A 15,178-nucleotide genomic window follows, 5' to 3' on the forward strand; every position below is an offset into this window, starting at 1 on the left:
ACACATGAAAATCATCGATCATATTATAAAGAAATTAGCGAGGCTAAAAAGTTTACCCCGCCTTAAGTACGCGTATGCATTAAGCGGATTAATATTGCTTTCGGCATCATGCAAAAAAACAGATTACCTGGACACAGATAATTCGCAAAGGCCGCCATTAAGCGCGAAGGTAAAACTGGTAAACGCGCTAAGCACCACCCCTCCATTAAACTTTTTAGATTTTACGCGGCAAATAAATGCCACTTTGGTTACGCATAATGCCGCTACAGATTATTTAGATACCCAATTTGGTAAAGTGCAGTTTAATACCACAGAAGGCAGCAATACCAGCTACAAATCATCGTATGTGTTTGGCGGAAGTGCCAACTTTGTCCAGGAGAATGATAAATCATCATTCTCGGGCCCTAATGGCCCCATAGCCGATTTCTACCATACGTTATTCGCGGTAGCTAAACGTAAACCCAGTAAGGTAAACCCGGGTAACCGCGACAGCTTGATCTTAGTTTATGATGATCTGACTGTGCCTGCATCCGGCAAAGCCAAGGTGCGTTTTGCAAACTTCTCGCCCGATGCACCAAATGTAAACTTCAGCGCTGTGGGCAGCACTGCTATATTCACTAATGTAGGCTATGGTAGCTTTGGTGACCAAACGGTACTTACTTACGATGCTGCAGGTAAAGGGCCGGCAACAATCCCCGGCTTAACCTGGAAAACTTTAGGGCCATTTAAAGAAATAAATGCCACCTCGGCCGTAGCTTTCGAGATCCGGAATAGCACTACAAATACGGTTATCCCTGTAACGGGTACCACTTTAAATAGCGTAACGTTTGAGGCAGGTAAAATTTACACCATATTTATAAACGGAACGGTAGCAGCAGGTACGCTTGGTGCAACAATTATAACCCATAATTAGTTATAGTAGAGTACATTTATAAAAACATCATCATGGAAAATAATAGCAGAAGAAAATTCATTAGTAATACCTTAACTGCAACCGTAGCCGTTGCGGTAGGCGCGCCCTTGATATTAAATAGTAATCCGGCGTCGGCAGCAACAAATAGTATTTTTAACCCCGCCGAGCCTTTTAAATTTACGCAGGTACCGCTGCCATTTAAATATGCCGACCTGGAACCAAGTATAGACGCGCTGACTAACGAGATCCATTACACCAAGCACCATACGGCCTACATCAAGAATGTAAACGATGCCATTATAGCCGAGAAGATTCCCTATACTACAGAAAAGGAATTTTTTGCCAATGCATCAAAGCTATCTGCCAAAGCCCGTAACAATGCAGGTGGCGCCTGGAACCACAACTTTTTTTGGGAAAGCCTGAAAGCACCCGGAGCAACCGGTCCTGATGGTAAGCTAAAAGATGCGCTAACGTCGGCATTTGGTTCGGTTGATAAGTTTAAGGAGGAGTTTGGCAAGGCAGCACTGGGTCGTTTTGGTTCGGGCTGGGCATGGTTGGTTAATGATGGCGGTAAGCTTAAAATAGGTTCAACAGCCAACCAGGACAACCCATGGTTTGATAATTCGGAACTGAAGGGCACACCGCTTTTAGGCCTTGATGTTTGGGAACACGCCTACTATCTGAAATATCAAAACAAACGCGCCGATTATATTACCAATTTTTGGAATGTGGTTAACTGGGAACAGGTTGCTAAAAGGTTAGGATAAAAACGCTTTTAATAATTGATTACTGATTACAGCACCTTATAATTATTATTGCATAATAATTATAAGGTATGCAAGCAACCATCCTGATCATTGATGATGAAAAAAAACTGAACGATCTGCTCTCGCGTATCATTGGTTTGGAAGGGTTTCGTGTAATTCAGGCCTATAATGGCAAGGATGGCATTAAATTACTGGAGCAGCAGGATGTGCTTGTGGTATTAAGCGATGTAAAGTTACCCGATGCCAACGGGGTAGACCTTGTAAAAACCATCAAAGCAAAAAAGCCCTATGTAGAGGTAATAAACCTTACCGCTTACGGTACTATTAATGATGGCGTACAAGCTATCAAAAATGGCGCGTTCAACTACATTGTTAAGGGCGATGATAACGATAAGATAATCCCATTACTAAACCAGGCGGTTGAAAAAGCGCAGCTACAGCAAAATGCTTTTAATGCTGATAAAAAGGTAAGCGGAAAATTCAGTTTCTCGCAGATAATTGGTCAGTCTAAATCTATTGTTGAGGCCGTTGACCTTGCCCGTAAGGTGGCCGCTACCGATACCACCGTTTTGCTCTTGGGCGAAACAGGTACGGGTAAGGAGGTATTTGCATCGGCTATACATTATGAGAGCCAGCGCAGGCAAATGCCATTTGTAGCTATTAACTGCAGCAGTTTTACCGGCGAACTTTTAGAAAGCGAACTATTTGGCTATAAAGCAGGCGCCTTTACCGGAGCCGTTAAAGATAAAAAAGGACTATTTGAAGAAGCTCATCACGGCAGTATTTTCCTGGATGAGATTGGCGAAATGAGCCTTGAACTGCAGGCCAAACTTTTACGTGTACTGGAAAGTAAAACTTTTATTAAGCTGGGCGATACACAAACCACCAAGGTTAACATCCGCATTATGGCGGCAACGAACCGCGATCTGCAAAAAGAAGCGGAGGAAGGAAAGTTCAGGCTTGATCTTTTTTACCGATTATCTGTTTTCACTATTGCCCTGCCCTCGCTTAACGAACGCAAAGAAGACATTGAGCTGCTGGCTAAATACTACCTTAAATTTTTTACTGATAAAGCAGGCCGATCTGTTAAAATGAGTGATGAGTTTTTAAATCTGCTTAAACGCCATCAATGGAAGGGCAACATCCGCGAGCTTAAGAATGTTATTGAACGTTCGGTTATCCTTGCTGAGGATAGTCTTACCCTGGATACACTGCCACCTCAATTTAATATTCAAAATGTGGATAGTAACTCGCTTGATCTGCAGAGCATCGAAAAACAGCACATTGGTAAAGTGCTGACCTACACAAAAGGTAATAAAACCGAAACCGCGCGCTTGCTGGGCATTGGCCTAACTACGCTTTATAGAAAGATAGACGAGTACGGTTTGTAAATATCGTCCAAATAAATTGTCAGTCTGACTTATCAAATCCCGTGGCCTTTGAAGGTGCAATGACAGATCTTTGCAGCGGGGGAGGAGGGTGACCGGCTATATTATAGTGCATGTTTGCCTGTGCTTGGTTTGGATTTAATGGTGACGTTATTTCGTCAGTAGCTTATTTTTAAATTAATCATTATCAGTTATTTATGTGTTCACGATGGCGTTCACGGCCGTGAACGTGAACACTTCTCACGCCATTTACCAACAATTTGTCACCATGACACGCTTATTTAAAAGCGATGATAAATGTATCAACCCTTTGCATCTTCGCGCGAAATAAAAACCTCTGTGCTTTTCCCTCCGTTACCTCTGTGGTTAAATCTAAACAATCTTCCAAAACGATAATCAACCCTTCCAAAATGGAAGGGTTTTTTGTTTAATGAAATCCTCATTAAATCAATAAATATCTAAATGTCAATTGCTTAGATAATTGTCTATTAAAGCGGCGTCTCTATTGGCATAGGTGATCAAAATATCAAAACAATGATCACTATAATTCTCTTTCTCGCCATCCTAATTAGCTGGTGGTTCATTTTTAAATCTATCGACTGGTTCGAAAAAATCTAATCAACATGATCGCATTATTCATTATCTCCATCGCGGTTTTCATATACATGATATATGTGCTGCTTAAACCCGAAAAATTTTAATCCTTAACACACAATGAACACAGAACTATTTGGAATCATTGCCTCGTTTGCCCTGATGCTGGTTATCGGCATCCCGTTGGGTAAATATCTGGCAAAAATGTTTGCCGGCGAAAAGGTGTGGACAGACTTTATGAAACCTGTTGAACAAGGCATTTATAAACTGTCTGGCATTAACCCTAATGAGCCGATGAACTGGAAACAGTTTTTAAAAGCCATGATGTGTATTAATCTTTTATGGTTAGTATACGGCTTCTTCGTATTAATGAACCAGGATAAGTTGCCCTGGAACCCTGACGGAAACCCCGGCATGACGGCTGATCTGGCATTTAATACCATCATCAGTTTTGTGGTGAACTGTAACTTACAGCACTACAGCGGCGAAAGCGGAGCCAGTTATTTGGTGCAGCATTACATATTTATGTTTTTGCAGTTTGTGAGTGCCGCAACCGGCATTGCCTGTGCTGTAGGTTTATTTAAAGCCTTTCGCGATAAAACCACAAACGATATTGGTAACTTCTGGAACTACTTTTTGAGGGCTATAACCCGTTTATTATTACCCTTATCAATAGTAGTCGCGTTAATATTAACATTTAATGGTACACCAAGCAGCTATGCAGGTAAAGATCAATTCATCTCCCTGCAAGGCGATACCATGCACGTATCCCGTGGGCCGGCAGCGCAATTTATCGCTATAAAACACTTGGGTACAAACGGTGGCGGTTGGTTTGGTGCAAACTCTACCCATCCGCTGGAAAACCCTAACTACCTGACTAATATTACCGAGATCGTTTCTCAAATGATCATACCCATCGCTATGGTTCTATGCTTCGGATATTTTATCCGCAGAAAAAAACTGGGTTGGGTAATTTTTGGGGTGATGATGATCGGCGCATTGCTCCTGCTCGTCCCGTCCATCGGCAGCGAAATAGGCGGTAATCCGGCCATAACCAAAATGGGCATAGCCCAGCCAACCGGCGCTATGGAAGGTAAAGAAGTACGCATTGGGCCAACCGCGACAGCCTTCTGGAGTACTTTCACAACTATCGTATCAACCGGTTCGGTTAACGGAATGCACGATAGCACCATGGCGCTTACCGGCTTATGGCAGCTATTGGGTATGATGATAAATGGCTTCTTCGGCGGCTGCGGTGTGGGCGTATTAAACTACTTCATCTACCTTATTATAGCGGTGTTTATATCCGGCCTGATGGTTGGGCGAACCCCCGAGTTTTTGGGTCACAAGGTAGAGGCGCGCGAGGTAAAGATCGCCGCTTTAATAACCCTGTTAAGTCCGCTGCTTATTATGGCGGGTACGGCTATAGCTGCGTTTGTATTCACTAATCATGGTAATGCCGATTGGGCCGTTAAGCCATCGGCGTGGTTAAACAATCCAAGTTTCCATGGTTTTAGCGAAATGCTTTACGAGATGACCTCATCTAACGCCAACAATGGCTCCGGCTTTGAAGGTTTAGGCGATAACAACATCTTCTGGAATGTAAGCACAGGTATTGTAATGATACTTGGCAGGTTCCTGCCTATTATTGGCCCGGTGGCCATAGCAGGTTTACTTGCTCAAAAGAAATACATCCCCGAATCGGCAGGTACGCTAAAAACCGATACCATAACCTTCGGCCTGATGACCTTCGCTGTAATACTTGTTTTAAACGCATTATCGTACTTCCCTGCTTTGGCTTTGGGCCCTATTGCAGAGTTCTTCTCAATGCATAAGTAAAGCCTCACCCCAAACCCCTCTCCGATAGAGAGGGGCTTTAAAAAAACACAATGAAAACTCAATCTAATAAATTATTTGAACCGGCTTTAGTGCAAACCGCACTGAAAGAGTCGTTCATCAAACTGAACCCTAAAGTAATGCTTCGTAACCCGGTAATGTTTACCGTTGAAGTAGGTACTGCCATTATGCTGTACATGAGCGTTTACAGCTTTATGCATGCCGGCCAGGGCTCATTCACATATAACTTTATCATATTTATTGTGCTGCTGCTTACCCTGCTGTTTGCCAACTTCGCCGAAGCCATAGCCGAGGCACGCGGTAAAGCACAGGCCGATAGCTTACGTAAGACCCGGGAGGAAACACCTGCCAATGTTTTGTTAAGCGATGGTAGCATCGTTAGCAAATCATCAAACGAATTAAGAAAGGGAGATGTATTTGTTTGCGAGGCAGGCGATACTATCCCAACTGATGGTGAGATTATTGAAGGCCTGGCTACTATAGATGAATCGGCCATTACAGGTGAATCTGCCCCGGTTATCCGCGAGGCAGGGGGTGATAAATCATCTGTTACCGGTGGTACAAAAATACTATCCGATAAGATAAAAGTTATAGTAACCACCGAACCGGGCGAAAGCTTCCTTGATAAAATGATAGCCCTTGTAGAAGGGGCATCGCGCCAAAAAACGCCAAACGAGATAGCTTTAACGATCTTATTAGCCAGTTTTACGCTCATTTTCGTCATCGTTTGTGTTACGCTGAAACCGTTTGCAGATTATGCCAATACGCCCATCACTATTGCGGCATTAATATCACTTTTCGTTTGTTTAATTCCCACAACTATCGGTGGCCTTTTATCGGCCATTGGTATTGCGGGGATGGACAGGGCGTTGCGTGCCAATGTGATCACAAAATCTGGTAAAGCGGTTGAAACCGCAGGTGATATTGACGTATTGCTGCTGGATAAAACCGGTACCATCACCATTGGTAACCGTAAAGCCACCCAATTTTGGCCGGCCCCGGGCGTATTACCCGAAGATCTGGTAAAAGCTGCTGTATTATCATCATTAGCAGATGAAACGCCAGAAGGCAAATCAATAATTGAGCTGGCGCAGCAAAGCAATATGCACATTTCAATGGCTGCGCCAAAAGGTGCCGAATTCATTAAGTTCACTGCCGAAACCCGTTCAAGCGGTATTAATACTGCAGATGGCTTACGGATCCGTAAGGGTGCTTTTGACTCGATCCGGAACCTATCTGTAAACGCAGGGCACAAGTTTTCTGCCGATGTAGAAGAACGTGTAAAGGCAATCGCTTCAAACGGTGGTACGCCGCTGGTTGTATCACAAAACGAGGTGGTTTTGGGTACCATAGAGCTGCAGGACATTATCAAACCCGGTATAGCCGAACGTTTTGAGCGCCTGCGAAAAATGGGTATCAAAACGGTAATGGTAACTGGTGATAACCCGCTTACTGCCAAATTTATTGCCGAAAAAGCCGGTGTAGATGATTTTATTGCCGAGGCCAAACCCGAAGATAAAATGAACTACATCAAACACGAGCAGCTAAGCGGCCGACTGGTTGCCATGATGGGCGATGGTACAAACGATGCCCCGGCACTTGCCCAGGCAGATGTTGGTGTAGCTATGAACAGTGGTACCCAAGCCGCCAAGGAAGCCGGTAACATGGTTGATCTGGATAACGACCCAACCAAGTTGATAGAGATCGTTGAGATAGGTAAGCAACTGCTTATCACCCGTGGTACACTCACAACCTTCTCTATAGCAAATGACGTGGCGAAGTATTTTGCCATTGTTCCGGCATTGTTTATCGCTTCTATTCCGGCGTTGCAGGCTATAAACATTATGCACCTGCACAGCCCGGAGAGCGCTATACTTTCTGCCGTGATATTCAATGCCATTATTATCCCGATGCTGATACCGTTGGCATTAAAAGGTGTAGAATATAAACCGATAGGCGCCAGCGCGCTGCTTCGCCGTAACTTGTTAATATACGGTTTGGGTGGTGTTATCGCGCCATTCATCGGCATCAAATTAATCGACTTACTTATTTCCCTATTCTTCTAATTAATTAAGATCATGAAAAGTAACATCATAAAATCCATACGTATCACACTGGTATTAACCGTAATACTATGCGTGATATACCCGGTAGCTATATCCCTTGCGGGTAAGCTATCAAAAGGCCGTGGCGATGGCGAAACCATTACCGTAAACGGCAAAGTGGTTGGTTATGCCAACATTGGCCAAAGCTTTACCCAGGCCAAATACTTTTGGGGCAGGCCATCGGCTGTTGGTTACAATGCGGCAGGTTCAGCAGGTTCAAACAAGGGCCCAAGCAATCCCGATTACCTGAAGGATGTGAGCAACCGTATTGATACCCTGCTTAAATACCATCCATACCTGAAACGCGCGGATATCCCTGCCGAAATGGTAACAGCATCTGGTAGTGGCCTTGACCCGGACATATCACCGGCAGCGGCCAAAATACAGATCAAACGTATTGCTGATACCCGCAAATTATCTGTACAGCAAGTTACTGATTTGGTTTCAGCACATACCGAAGCACCACTTTTAGGTGTGTTTGGCCCCGCAAAAGTGAACGTGCTAAAATTGAATGTAGCCTTAGACGCATTAAAAAAATAACAAAAGACCAAAATGTCATTTCGAACGATAGAGAGAAACCTTGTTCGAATGTTAGGCGGCGACCTTTGCATATTTAACAAGATTTCTCCTCGCTATCGCTCGTTCGAAATGACAAGTATATAACCGATCAAAAAAAATGAAAACACTCCTTATATCATCAGTAATATTTTTAGCTGCTATAACTGCCAAAGCGCAAGACACGACCAAAACCGTAGAAAACCCTTTAACCATTTCGGGTTCGGTGGATGCTTATTATAAATACGATTTTTCAAAATTCAGGAACGCGACTGGTGGCTCCAACATCCCCACCAGTTTTGCTACCGACCAAAATTCTATCTCGATAGGTATGGTTGACCTGGCCGTTAAAAAGAAAGTAAATAAAGCATCCTTTGTAGGCGAGTTATCATTTGGTCCGCGGGGCGAGGCACAGTCAATCCCAAACAGTGGCACCAACGGGCAATCGTTCCATATCCAGAATTTATATATGGGTTACGATGTAACGGATAAACTAAACCTTACTGCCGGCTACATGTCAACCTTTGTGGGTTACGAAGTAATATCACCTGTAGGAAATTTCAACTACTCCACTTCGTACCTGTTTACCAACGGCCCCTTCCAGAATGCAGGTTTCAAAGCTACTTACGCTTTTACAAGCAAAATAAGCCTGATGGCCGGGATATTTAACGATACCTGGAACAATTACCAGTCGACAAGGGATGTGTCTACATTTGGGGCACAGCTATTTGTTAGTCCGCTTAAAGGCTGGACAGCTTACATTAATTTGTTAAGCGGTAAAACCTCAGGTACCATTGTGGATCTGACCACTGCCTATCAAATAACCGATGCCTTTAAATTAGGGCTGAACGGTGCAACCTTTTCGGCACCAGATGCAGTAAAGGGTGGTTTTGAAGGAGTGGCATTATATCCGCAATTAGCAGTTTCAAAAGCGGTAACTTTAGGGTTAAGAGGCGAATATTTTAAAACTAAAAACGGAGGTTTTGTAACGGCAGGCCCACCAGCTGGAGAATCAATAACGGCATTTACTTTAACCGCCAACATTAAGGCAGGCCCATTAACACTGATCCCCGAAGCAAGATTAGATAATGGTTCAACCAGTCAGTTCATTAATAACAATGGCGGGCCAACTAAGCAGGCATCGCAATTTTTAGTGGCGGCTGTTTACGCGTTTTAAATAGAAAACTGATTAAAGCATGTTCATTAGTTTACTCACCCGGTCGTTGCTTCGCTCGACCACCCTCTCTCCGCAAGCGGAAAGAGGGGTAGAAATTTTCTTTTTAATCCTCTTTACGCAGCAGAGAGGGTCGACCAGCACAGCGTAGTCGGGGTGAGTAAATACGACGTTAAACAATAATAATGGCAGACACATCTGTAAAAAACTTTATCGACCTGGTAAAAAAATCCAGGCGGGGCAAGCTGAAGATCTATATCGGCATGAGCGCGGGTGTGGGTAAAACTTACCGGATGCTGCAGGAAGCCCATGCTTTGCTAAAAAATAATATAGATGTACAGATAGGTTATATTGAAACACATAACCGTGCCGAAACACATGCTTTATTAGCCGGACTACCGTTAATAGATCGTCGTAAAACATTTTACAAGGGCAAAGAGCTGGAAGAAATGGACCTGCAGGCCATTCTAAACCGGCACCCCGAAGTGGTTATTGTTGATGAACTGGCCCACAGTAATATTGAAGGTAGCAAAAACAGCAAACGCTGGCAAGATGTAAGGGATATACTGGAAGCAGGCATTAGTGTAATAACAGCGCTTAATGTTCAACATTTAGAAAGCCTTAACGAAGAAATACAAGATATTACCGGCATCCCCATTACCGAAAGGGTGCCCGACAAAATACTGGAAATTGCAGACGAGATCGTAAATATTGACCTTACCGCCGATGAGCTAATAGATAGGTTGAAAGAAGGTAAGATCTACGATAAAGCGAAGGTGGAAACCGCCCTGCAAAACTTTTTCCGCAACGATAAAATTTTGCAGCTGCGCGAAATCGCTTTGAAAGAGGTGGCGCATCATTTGGAGCGGAAGATAGATATAGAGGTGCCTAAGCAGATCAAACTACGGCCCGAGAAGTTTTTGGCTTGCATATCATCAAATGCAGAAACCGCGAAGATCGTTATCCGTAAAACAGCACGGTTGGCCTCTTATTATCGTTCGCAATGGATAGTGCTGTATGTGCAAAGCAGCAGCGAAAGCCTTGACCGTATTAAACTGGATAAGCAACGCCATCTCATAAATAATTTTAAACTTGCAACAGAACTTGGCGCCGAACTGATCAAGATAAAAAGTGACGCTATAACACAAACAATTATGAAAGTAGCCGAAGAAAAAGAGGTGACCACCATTTGTATAGGCAAGCCACATTTAAATTTATGGCAGGTAATACTAAGGACCGCCATATTTAACGAGCTACTGAATAAGATAGCATTAACAGAAACCGATTTAGTGATATTATCATGAAAGTAAAAAATAAACTCCGTTTAGGATTTGGCTTTTTGTTTATAGTCGTCCTTTTTTTTGGCATAACATCTTTATTCTATATCAACCAAATATCAAACAGTGCAAAAGTTATTTTAAAAGACAACTATAAGTCGCTAAGCATTGTCCGTGAAATGCGTTCCATTCTTGATGAAAATAGCATACCGCTTAATGCAACAGCGCTAAGGTCTTTTAGTGACCTGTTGTTTAAGGAAGTCAATAATATAACCGAGCCCGGCGAACGGCAAGCTGTGCAGGGGTTACAGGTAGCATTTGATAAACTTCAAAAAAAGGGAGACCTATTAACGTTGCAGCAAACCGAAAAAGAGGCCCGAAGATACCTCCGGAAAATAGAAACGGTTAACATGCAAGCCATTGTTCATAAAAATGACATGGCCAACACTTCTGTTGATGAAGCAACCTTATTTTTGGGTTTAACCGGCGCATTTACTTTCCTGGTGCTTTTTAGTTTCAGTGTAAACTTCCCCAGTATCATCTCTAAACCTTTAAATGCATTGCTGGAAGGTATAAGAGAAATTAGTCAGAAAAATTACAACAAGCGCCTTCACTTTGAACAGAACGATGAATTTGCCGAAGTAGCCAACGCCTTTAACCAAATGGCTACCCGTTTAAACGATTGGGAGAACAGCAACCTGGCTACCGTAATATCCGAAAAACGACGTATCGAAACTATAATTGATCAAATGCAGGATGCTATTATCGGTATAAACGAAAAGCAGGATATACTTTTTATGAACGATGCCGCCCGCAAAACTTTAAATATTACCGATGATAAAATAATAGGTAAAAATGCTGATCAACTGGTGAAAAGTAATGACCTGTTTAGATCTATCCTGAAAGATGAAACTACGATCAAGCCCTTTAAAATTGTATTGGATAGCCGCGAATCATTTTTCCAACTGCAACGCAGTGATATAGTAGTGCCCGATATTGACAAATCTGAAGGTGCATTGCAATTGGCAAGCCGATCAGCAGGGAAGGTGTATATCCTCAAAAATATTACCGAGTTTAAAGAACGTGATGAAGCGAAAACCAATTTTATAGCCACTATATCGCATGAGTTAAAAACGCCTATCGCTTCTATAAAAATGAGCCTAAAGCTGCTTAACGACGAACGGGTAGGTACGCTGAATACCGAGCAGGACCAGTTGGTTAGCCATATTAAAGATGATAATGATCGCCTGCTAAAAATAACCAGCGAGCTGCTGGAACTTTCGCAGGTGGAAACCGGGAACATCCAGTTAAACTTTGTGCCGGTAAACCCCATGCAAATTGTTGACTATGCGGTTACATCCATCCAATTTCAGGCGCAGCAAAAGCAAGTGCAATTGGAAGTAGTAAAAGATGATAACCTACCGGATGTGCAGGCAGACATAGAGAAAACCGCCTGGGTACTGGTTAACTTTCTATCGAACGCGCTACGTTACAGCGCCGAAAAATCAAAAATTATTATCCAGGTAACCCAACGTAAAGACCTGGTTGAATTTTCTGTGAAAGATTTTGGTAAAGGCATTGACGAAACTTATCAAAAACGCCTGTTCGACCGTTATTTCCAGGTACCTACAGATGGACAAAACAAATCAGGATCGGGTTTAGGGCTTGCCATCTCTAAAGATTTTATTAATGCGCAGGGTGGTACTATTGGTGTTCAAAGTGAAATTGGCGCGGGCAGCAGGTTTTATTTTACTTTGCGTGTTTAAGGGAGATTCTATTCAAAAGCAAAACTTGTGAAGGATACCCCATTAAATATACATACACCCGCTCCATAAGTTCCAAACCAGAGTTTGCCTTTTGTGTCTTTATAGATAGTATTTATAGCATTGCTTGTAAGCCCATCTTTTGTGGTATAGTTGGTTAGTTTATTGCCATCGTAGCGCCAAACACCGGCATCAAAAGTTCCAAGCCAAATTGCTCCACTCTCGTCTTCATTTATCGTGGAAACACGAGCCATTGTGCCCAGCCCTGGCTTGCCCGATACTTTTGACGTTTTAAAAAATTCATCATTGCCCAGCCCTTTTTCTTGCGTAACGTTAGTTATAGATTTTCCATCGTATCTGAATAATCCATAGCCATTATTGCCAAACCAAAGGTTTTCGTTTTTGTCTTCTAATAAACCACGAACTGCCGGGCCTGCTAAACCTTTTGCAGTAAGCCAGGTAAAAATTTTGCCATCGTAGCGGCATACGCCCATGCTTTGCGTGCCAAACCAAACATTCCCTTTTTTATCTTTAAGGATGCAATAAACACTGTAAGGGGTGAGGCGATTGGACGGAACCGGAGGTTGTGCATGGTCAGTTTTAGGTAATGGTAAATAGATAAGCGATTTACCGTTGTAGCGATAAACTCCTCCTGCTGCCGCGAACCACAGATCGCCCGGCTCTATTTTCCAATCTTTATCGGAGCTGCCGTCTGAAAAGATTTTAGAGGCTTTAGGTGAGTTCGTTAAATGAGTTTACCTTTTTAAAAGTAGAATCATTGTCACTTAGAGTACAAAGGCAATCGCATCTCAACTAAGCGGTTGGAAGATTGTAAGAATAAAGAAATAGAGTGAGTGATGATTACTAAGCAAAGTTAGGCACCAGGAACAACACAAGGCAAGGAACTACGGCATAAACACAACCCTCTACACCATCCAACATTTATTCCGTTCCTCCTTGCATTTAGTTTTTCCTTACGCCTGTATGGGCACCATAATCATTCATTCACTTAAACACAAATTATGAAGAAAACACAGTAAGAAATGCGCCAAGAGTGCGCCAAATTAAGACAGTTCAAGCTTAAATGTGCAGAAATGCATGTAACTTGCTGTCTAAGGACGTTATTAACTAAATAGAATCTATAATCTGCATTTAAAGCTTGCAGAGGCATATAACAGCATAAAAAAAGCCTCTCAGATTACTCTAAGAGGCTAAGTTAAGTGTGGTATCAGCTGGGATCGAACCAGCGACACAAGGATTTTCAGTCCTTTGCTCTACCGACTGAGCTATGATACCGCTCCGTTTAAGGTTTGCAAATGTAGCGTTTTTTTTATTTTCAGAAAGTATTTTTTTCATTTTAAATTGTAATTATGTAGTAACACAGCGTAGTTTAGTCTTCTGCTATTGAAAGTCAGGCGTTTAAGAATAAAATTATTCTTGATTATTTTTTTCAACTTATCAGCCCTTGCAACGTTAAAACAATTCCATACTTTAGCTTTAAATTACTATGCACGCATAATATAATGATTGGACAAGTTATATTTATCATCATTTTACTGGCTGCTGTTTATCTGTTTGGTAAAAACGTAGCAAAAGTACGGCGCAATATATTATTAGGCAGGGATACCAATAGGTCAGATGATTCGGCCAGGCGCTGGAAAGTGATGGCTAAAGTGGCCCTTGGTCAAACCAAAATGGTAAAGCGCCCCGTTGCAGCTATTATGCATTTCTTTATTTACATAGGGTTTGTAATTATTAACCTGGAAGTACTGGAGATAATGATAGATGGGATATTTGGTTCGCACCGTATATTCTCTGAGCCATTAGGCAGCCTTTATGGTTTGCTGATAGGCAGCTTTGAGATACTGGCCCTGCTGGTGCTGGTAGCATGTGTAGTTTTCCTTGCACGGCGTAATATGCTGCGTTTAAAGCGCTTTAACGGCATAGAGATGACCGCCTGGCCAAAGTCTGATGCAAATTACATCCTCACAATTGAAATACTGCTCATGGTAGCCTTCCTGACCATGAACGCAGCTGATTATAAATTACAATTGTTACATTTTGGTCATTATACTGAAGCGGGGAGTTTTCCAGTAAGTACTTTAATAGGGCCGCTATTGCCAACTGGTGCTAATGCATTAGCAACTATTGAGCGGGTTTGCTGGTGGTTTCACATCATTGGGATACTGACATTCTTAAATTACCTGCCATATTCCAAGCACTTTCATATTTTGCTGGCGTTCCCAAATACGTGGTATTCTAATCTGCATAAAAAAGGGGAGTTCACCAACATGGCATCAGTTACCAGCGAGGTAAAAGCAATGCTTGATCCATCTTTTGTGCCCGAAGCTACAGCGGTAAGCCGCTTTGGTGCTAAAGATGTAACTGACCTTACCTGGAAGAACCTGATGGAAGCATATACTTGTACCGAGTGTGGAAGGTGCACAGCGGTTTGCCCGGCAAATATTACAGGTAAGCTGCTATCGCCCCGCAAAATAATGATGGATACCCGCGACAGGCTGACCGAGGTAGGTAATAATATAGATAAGCATGGCAAGGATTATACAGACGATAAGGCTTTGTTGGATAACTACATTACCCGAGAAGAATTATGGGCCTGTACAACTTGTAATGCCTGTGTGGAGGCCTGTCCGGTGAACATTAACCCGCTTGAAATTATAACAGAAATGCGCAGGTACTTAGTGATGGAAGAATCACAGGCACCGGCAAGTCTTAATAATATGTTCGGCAATATGGAGAATAATGGCGCTCCATGGAAATACAG

Annotated in this window: 12 protein-coding genes, 1 tRNA gene and 1 pseudogene; 11 read left to right on the top strand and 3 right to left on the bottom strand. The window is 42.7% G+C overall.

The window, feature by feature from the left end; translation table 11 throughout:
- Nucleotides 1-4: 4 nt before the first annotated feature.
- The 10 genes from JWQ85_RS00390 to JWQ85_RS00430 all read left to right on the top strand — a co-directional run bounded on the left by JWQ85_RS00390 (nucleotide 5) and on the right by JWQ85_RS00430 (nucleotide 12,396).
- Nucleotides 5-913, top strand: a complete 909-nt coding sequence (locus JWQ85_RS00390) for a DUF4397 domain-containing protein (protein WP_299462224.1) — start codon at nucleotides 5-7, stop codon at nucleotides 911-913.
- Between the two features lie 32 nt (nucleotides 914-945).
- Complete coding sequence (locus JWQ85_RS00395) at nucleotides 946-1,680, top strand: superoxide dismutase (protein WP_299462226.1); 735 nt, start codon at nucleotides 946-948, stop codon at nucleotides 1,678-1,680.
- Between the two features lie 68 nt (nucleotides 1,681-1,748).
- Complete coding sequence (locus tag JWQ85_RS00400; protein WP_299462229.1) at nucleotides 1,749-3,071, top strand: sigma-54 dependent transcriptional regulator; 1,323 nt, start codon at nucleotides 1,749-1,751, stop codon at nucleotides 3,069-3,071.
- Nucleotides 3,072-3,691: 620 nt separating this feature from the next.
- Complete coding sequence (gene kdpF, locus JWQ85_RS21865; protein ID WP_157540818.1) at nucleotides 3,692-3,769, top strand: K(+)-transporting ATPase subunit F; 78 nt, start codon at nucleotides 3,692-3,694, stop codon at nucleotides 3,767-3,769.
- 13 nt (nucleotides 3,770-3,782) lie between these two features.
- Nucleotides 3,783-5,501, top strand: coding sequence for a potassium-transporting ATPase subunit KdpA (gene kdpA, locus JWQ85_RS00405; protein WP_299462232.1), 1,719 nt, complete (start codon nucleotides 3,783-3,785; stop codon nucleotides 5,499-5,501).
- 50 nt (nucleotides 5,502-5,551) lie between these two features.
- Complete coding sequence (gene kdpB / locus JWQ85_RS00410; protein WP_299462235.1) at nucleotides 5,552-7,585, top strand: potassium-transporting ATPase subunit KdpB; 2,034 nt, start codon at nucleotides 5,552-5,554, stop codon at nucleotides 7,583-7,585.
- 12 nt (nucleotides 7,586-7,597) lie between these two features.
- Complete coding sequence (locus JWQ85_RS00415; RefSeq protein WP_299462238.1) at nucleotides 7,598-8,164, top strand: K(+)-transporting ATPase subunit C; 567 nt, start codon at nucleotides 7,598-7,600, stop codon at nucleotides 8,162-8,164.
- A 136-nt stretch (nucleotides 8,165-8,300) separates the two neighbouring features.
- On the top strand, nucleotides 8,301-9,356 hold the full coding sequence (locus JWQ85_RS00420; protein WP_299462241.1) for a porin: 1,056 nt from the start codon (nucleotides 8,301-8,303) through the stop codon (nucleotides 9,354-9,356).
- A 182-nt stretch (nucleotides 9,357-9,538) separates the two neighbouring features.
- Nucleotides 9,539-10,657, top strand: a complete 1,119-nt coding sequence (locus JWQ85_RS00425; protein WP_299462244.1) for a sensor protein KdpD — start codon at nucleotides 9,539-9,541, stop codon at nucleotides 10,655-10,657.
- A complete protein-coding gene (locus tag JWQ85_RS00430) occupies nucleotides 10,654-12,396 on the top strand; it encodes an ATP-binding protein (protein WP_299462247.1) in 1,743 nt (580 codons plus the stop codon). Before JWQ85_RS00425 ends, JWQ85_RS00430 begins: the two co-directional genes overlap by 4 nt.
- Nucleotides 12,397-12,404: 8 nt before the next feature.
- Here JWQ85_RS00430 and JWQ85_RS00435 read toward each other — a convergent pair whose 3' ends face one another.
- The 3 genes and pseudogenes from JWQ85_RS00435 to JWQ85_RS00440 form a co-directional block, all read right to left on the bottom strand.
- A complete protein-coding gene (locus JWQ85_RS00435; RefSeq protein ID WP_299462250.1) occupies nucleotides 12,405-12,887 on the bottom strand; it encodes a two-component regulator propeller domain-containing protein in 483 nt (160 codons plus the stop codon).
- A gap of 6 nt (nucleotides 12,888-12,893) precedes the next feature.
- Nucleotides 12,894-13,115, bottom strand: a pseudogene (locus tag JWQ85_RS21870) (two-component regulator propeller domain-containing protein); the annotation flags it as partial.
- Nucleotides 13,116-13,616: 501 nt separating this feature from the next.
- Nucleotides 13,617-13,689 (bottom strand) — tRNA-Phe (locus JWQ85_RS00440).
- A gap of 227 nt (nucleotides 13,690-13,916) precedes the next feature.
- Here JWQ85_RS00440 and JWQ85_RS00445 point away from each other — a divergent pair.
- The coding region (locus JWQ85_RS00445) for a (Fe-S)-binding protein (RefSeq protein ID WP_299462253.1) at nucleotides 13,917-15,178 on the top strand (1,262 nt) is incomplete at its 3' end.

Source organism: Mucilaginibacter sp. (genome assembly GCF_028288105.1).
GTDB lineage: Bacteria > Bacteroidota > Bacteroidia > Sphingobacteriales > Sphingobacteriaceae > Mucilaginibacter.

Bases quoted from the DNA above. Each gene is read 5' to 3' on its own strand.
- JWQ85_RS00390 (WP_299462224.1), top strand. From the start codon at position 5: ATGAAAATCATCGATCATATTATAAAGAAATTAGCGAGGCTAAAAAGT.
- JWQ85_RS00395 (WP_299462226.1), top strand. From the start codon at position 946: ATGGAAAATAATAGCAGAAGAAAATTCATTAGTAATACCTTAACTGCA.
- JWQ85_RS00400 (WP_299462229.1), top strand. From the start codon at position 1,749: ATGCAAGCAACCATCCTGATCATTGATGATGAAAAAAAACTGAACGAT.
- kdpF (WP_157540818.1), top strand. From the start codon at position 3,692: ATGATCGCATTATTCATTATCTCCATCGCGGTTTTCATATACATGATA.
- kdpA (WP_299462232.1), top strand. From the start codon at position 3,783: ATGAACACAGAACTATTTGGAATCATTGCCTCGTTTGCCCTGATGCTG.
- kdpB (WP_299462235.1), top strand. From the start codon at position 5,552: ATGAAAACTCAATCTAATAAATTATTTGAACCGGCTTTAGTGCAAACC.
- JWQ85_RS00415 (WP_299462238.1), top strand. From the start codon at position 7,598: ATGAAAAGTAACATCATAAAATCCATACGTATCACACTGGTATTAACC.
- JWQ85_RS00420 (WP_299462241.1), top strand. From the start codon at position 8,301: ATGAAAACACTCCTTATATCATCAGTAATATTTTTAGCTGCTATAACT.
- JWQ85_RS00425 (WP_299462244.1), top strand. From the start codon at position 9,539: ATGGCAGACACATCTGTAAAAAACTTTATCGACCTGGTAAAAAAATCC.
- JWQ85_RS00430 (WP_299462247.1), top strand. From the start codon at position 10,654: ATGAAAGTAAAAAATAAACTCCGTTTAGGATTTGGCTTTTTGTTTATA.
- JWQ85_RS00435 (WP_299462250.1), bottom strand. From the start codon at position 12,887: ATGGGCGTATGCCGCTACGATGGCAAAATTTTTACCTGGCTTACTGCA.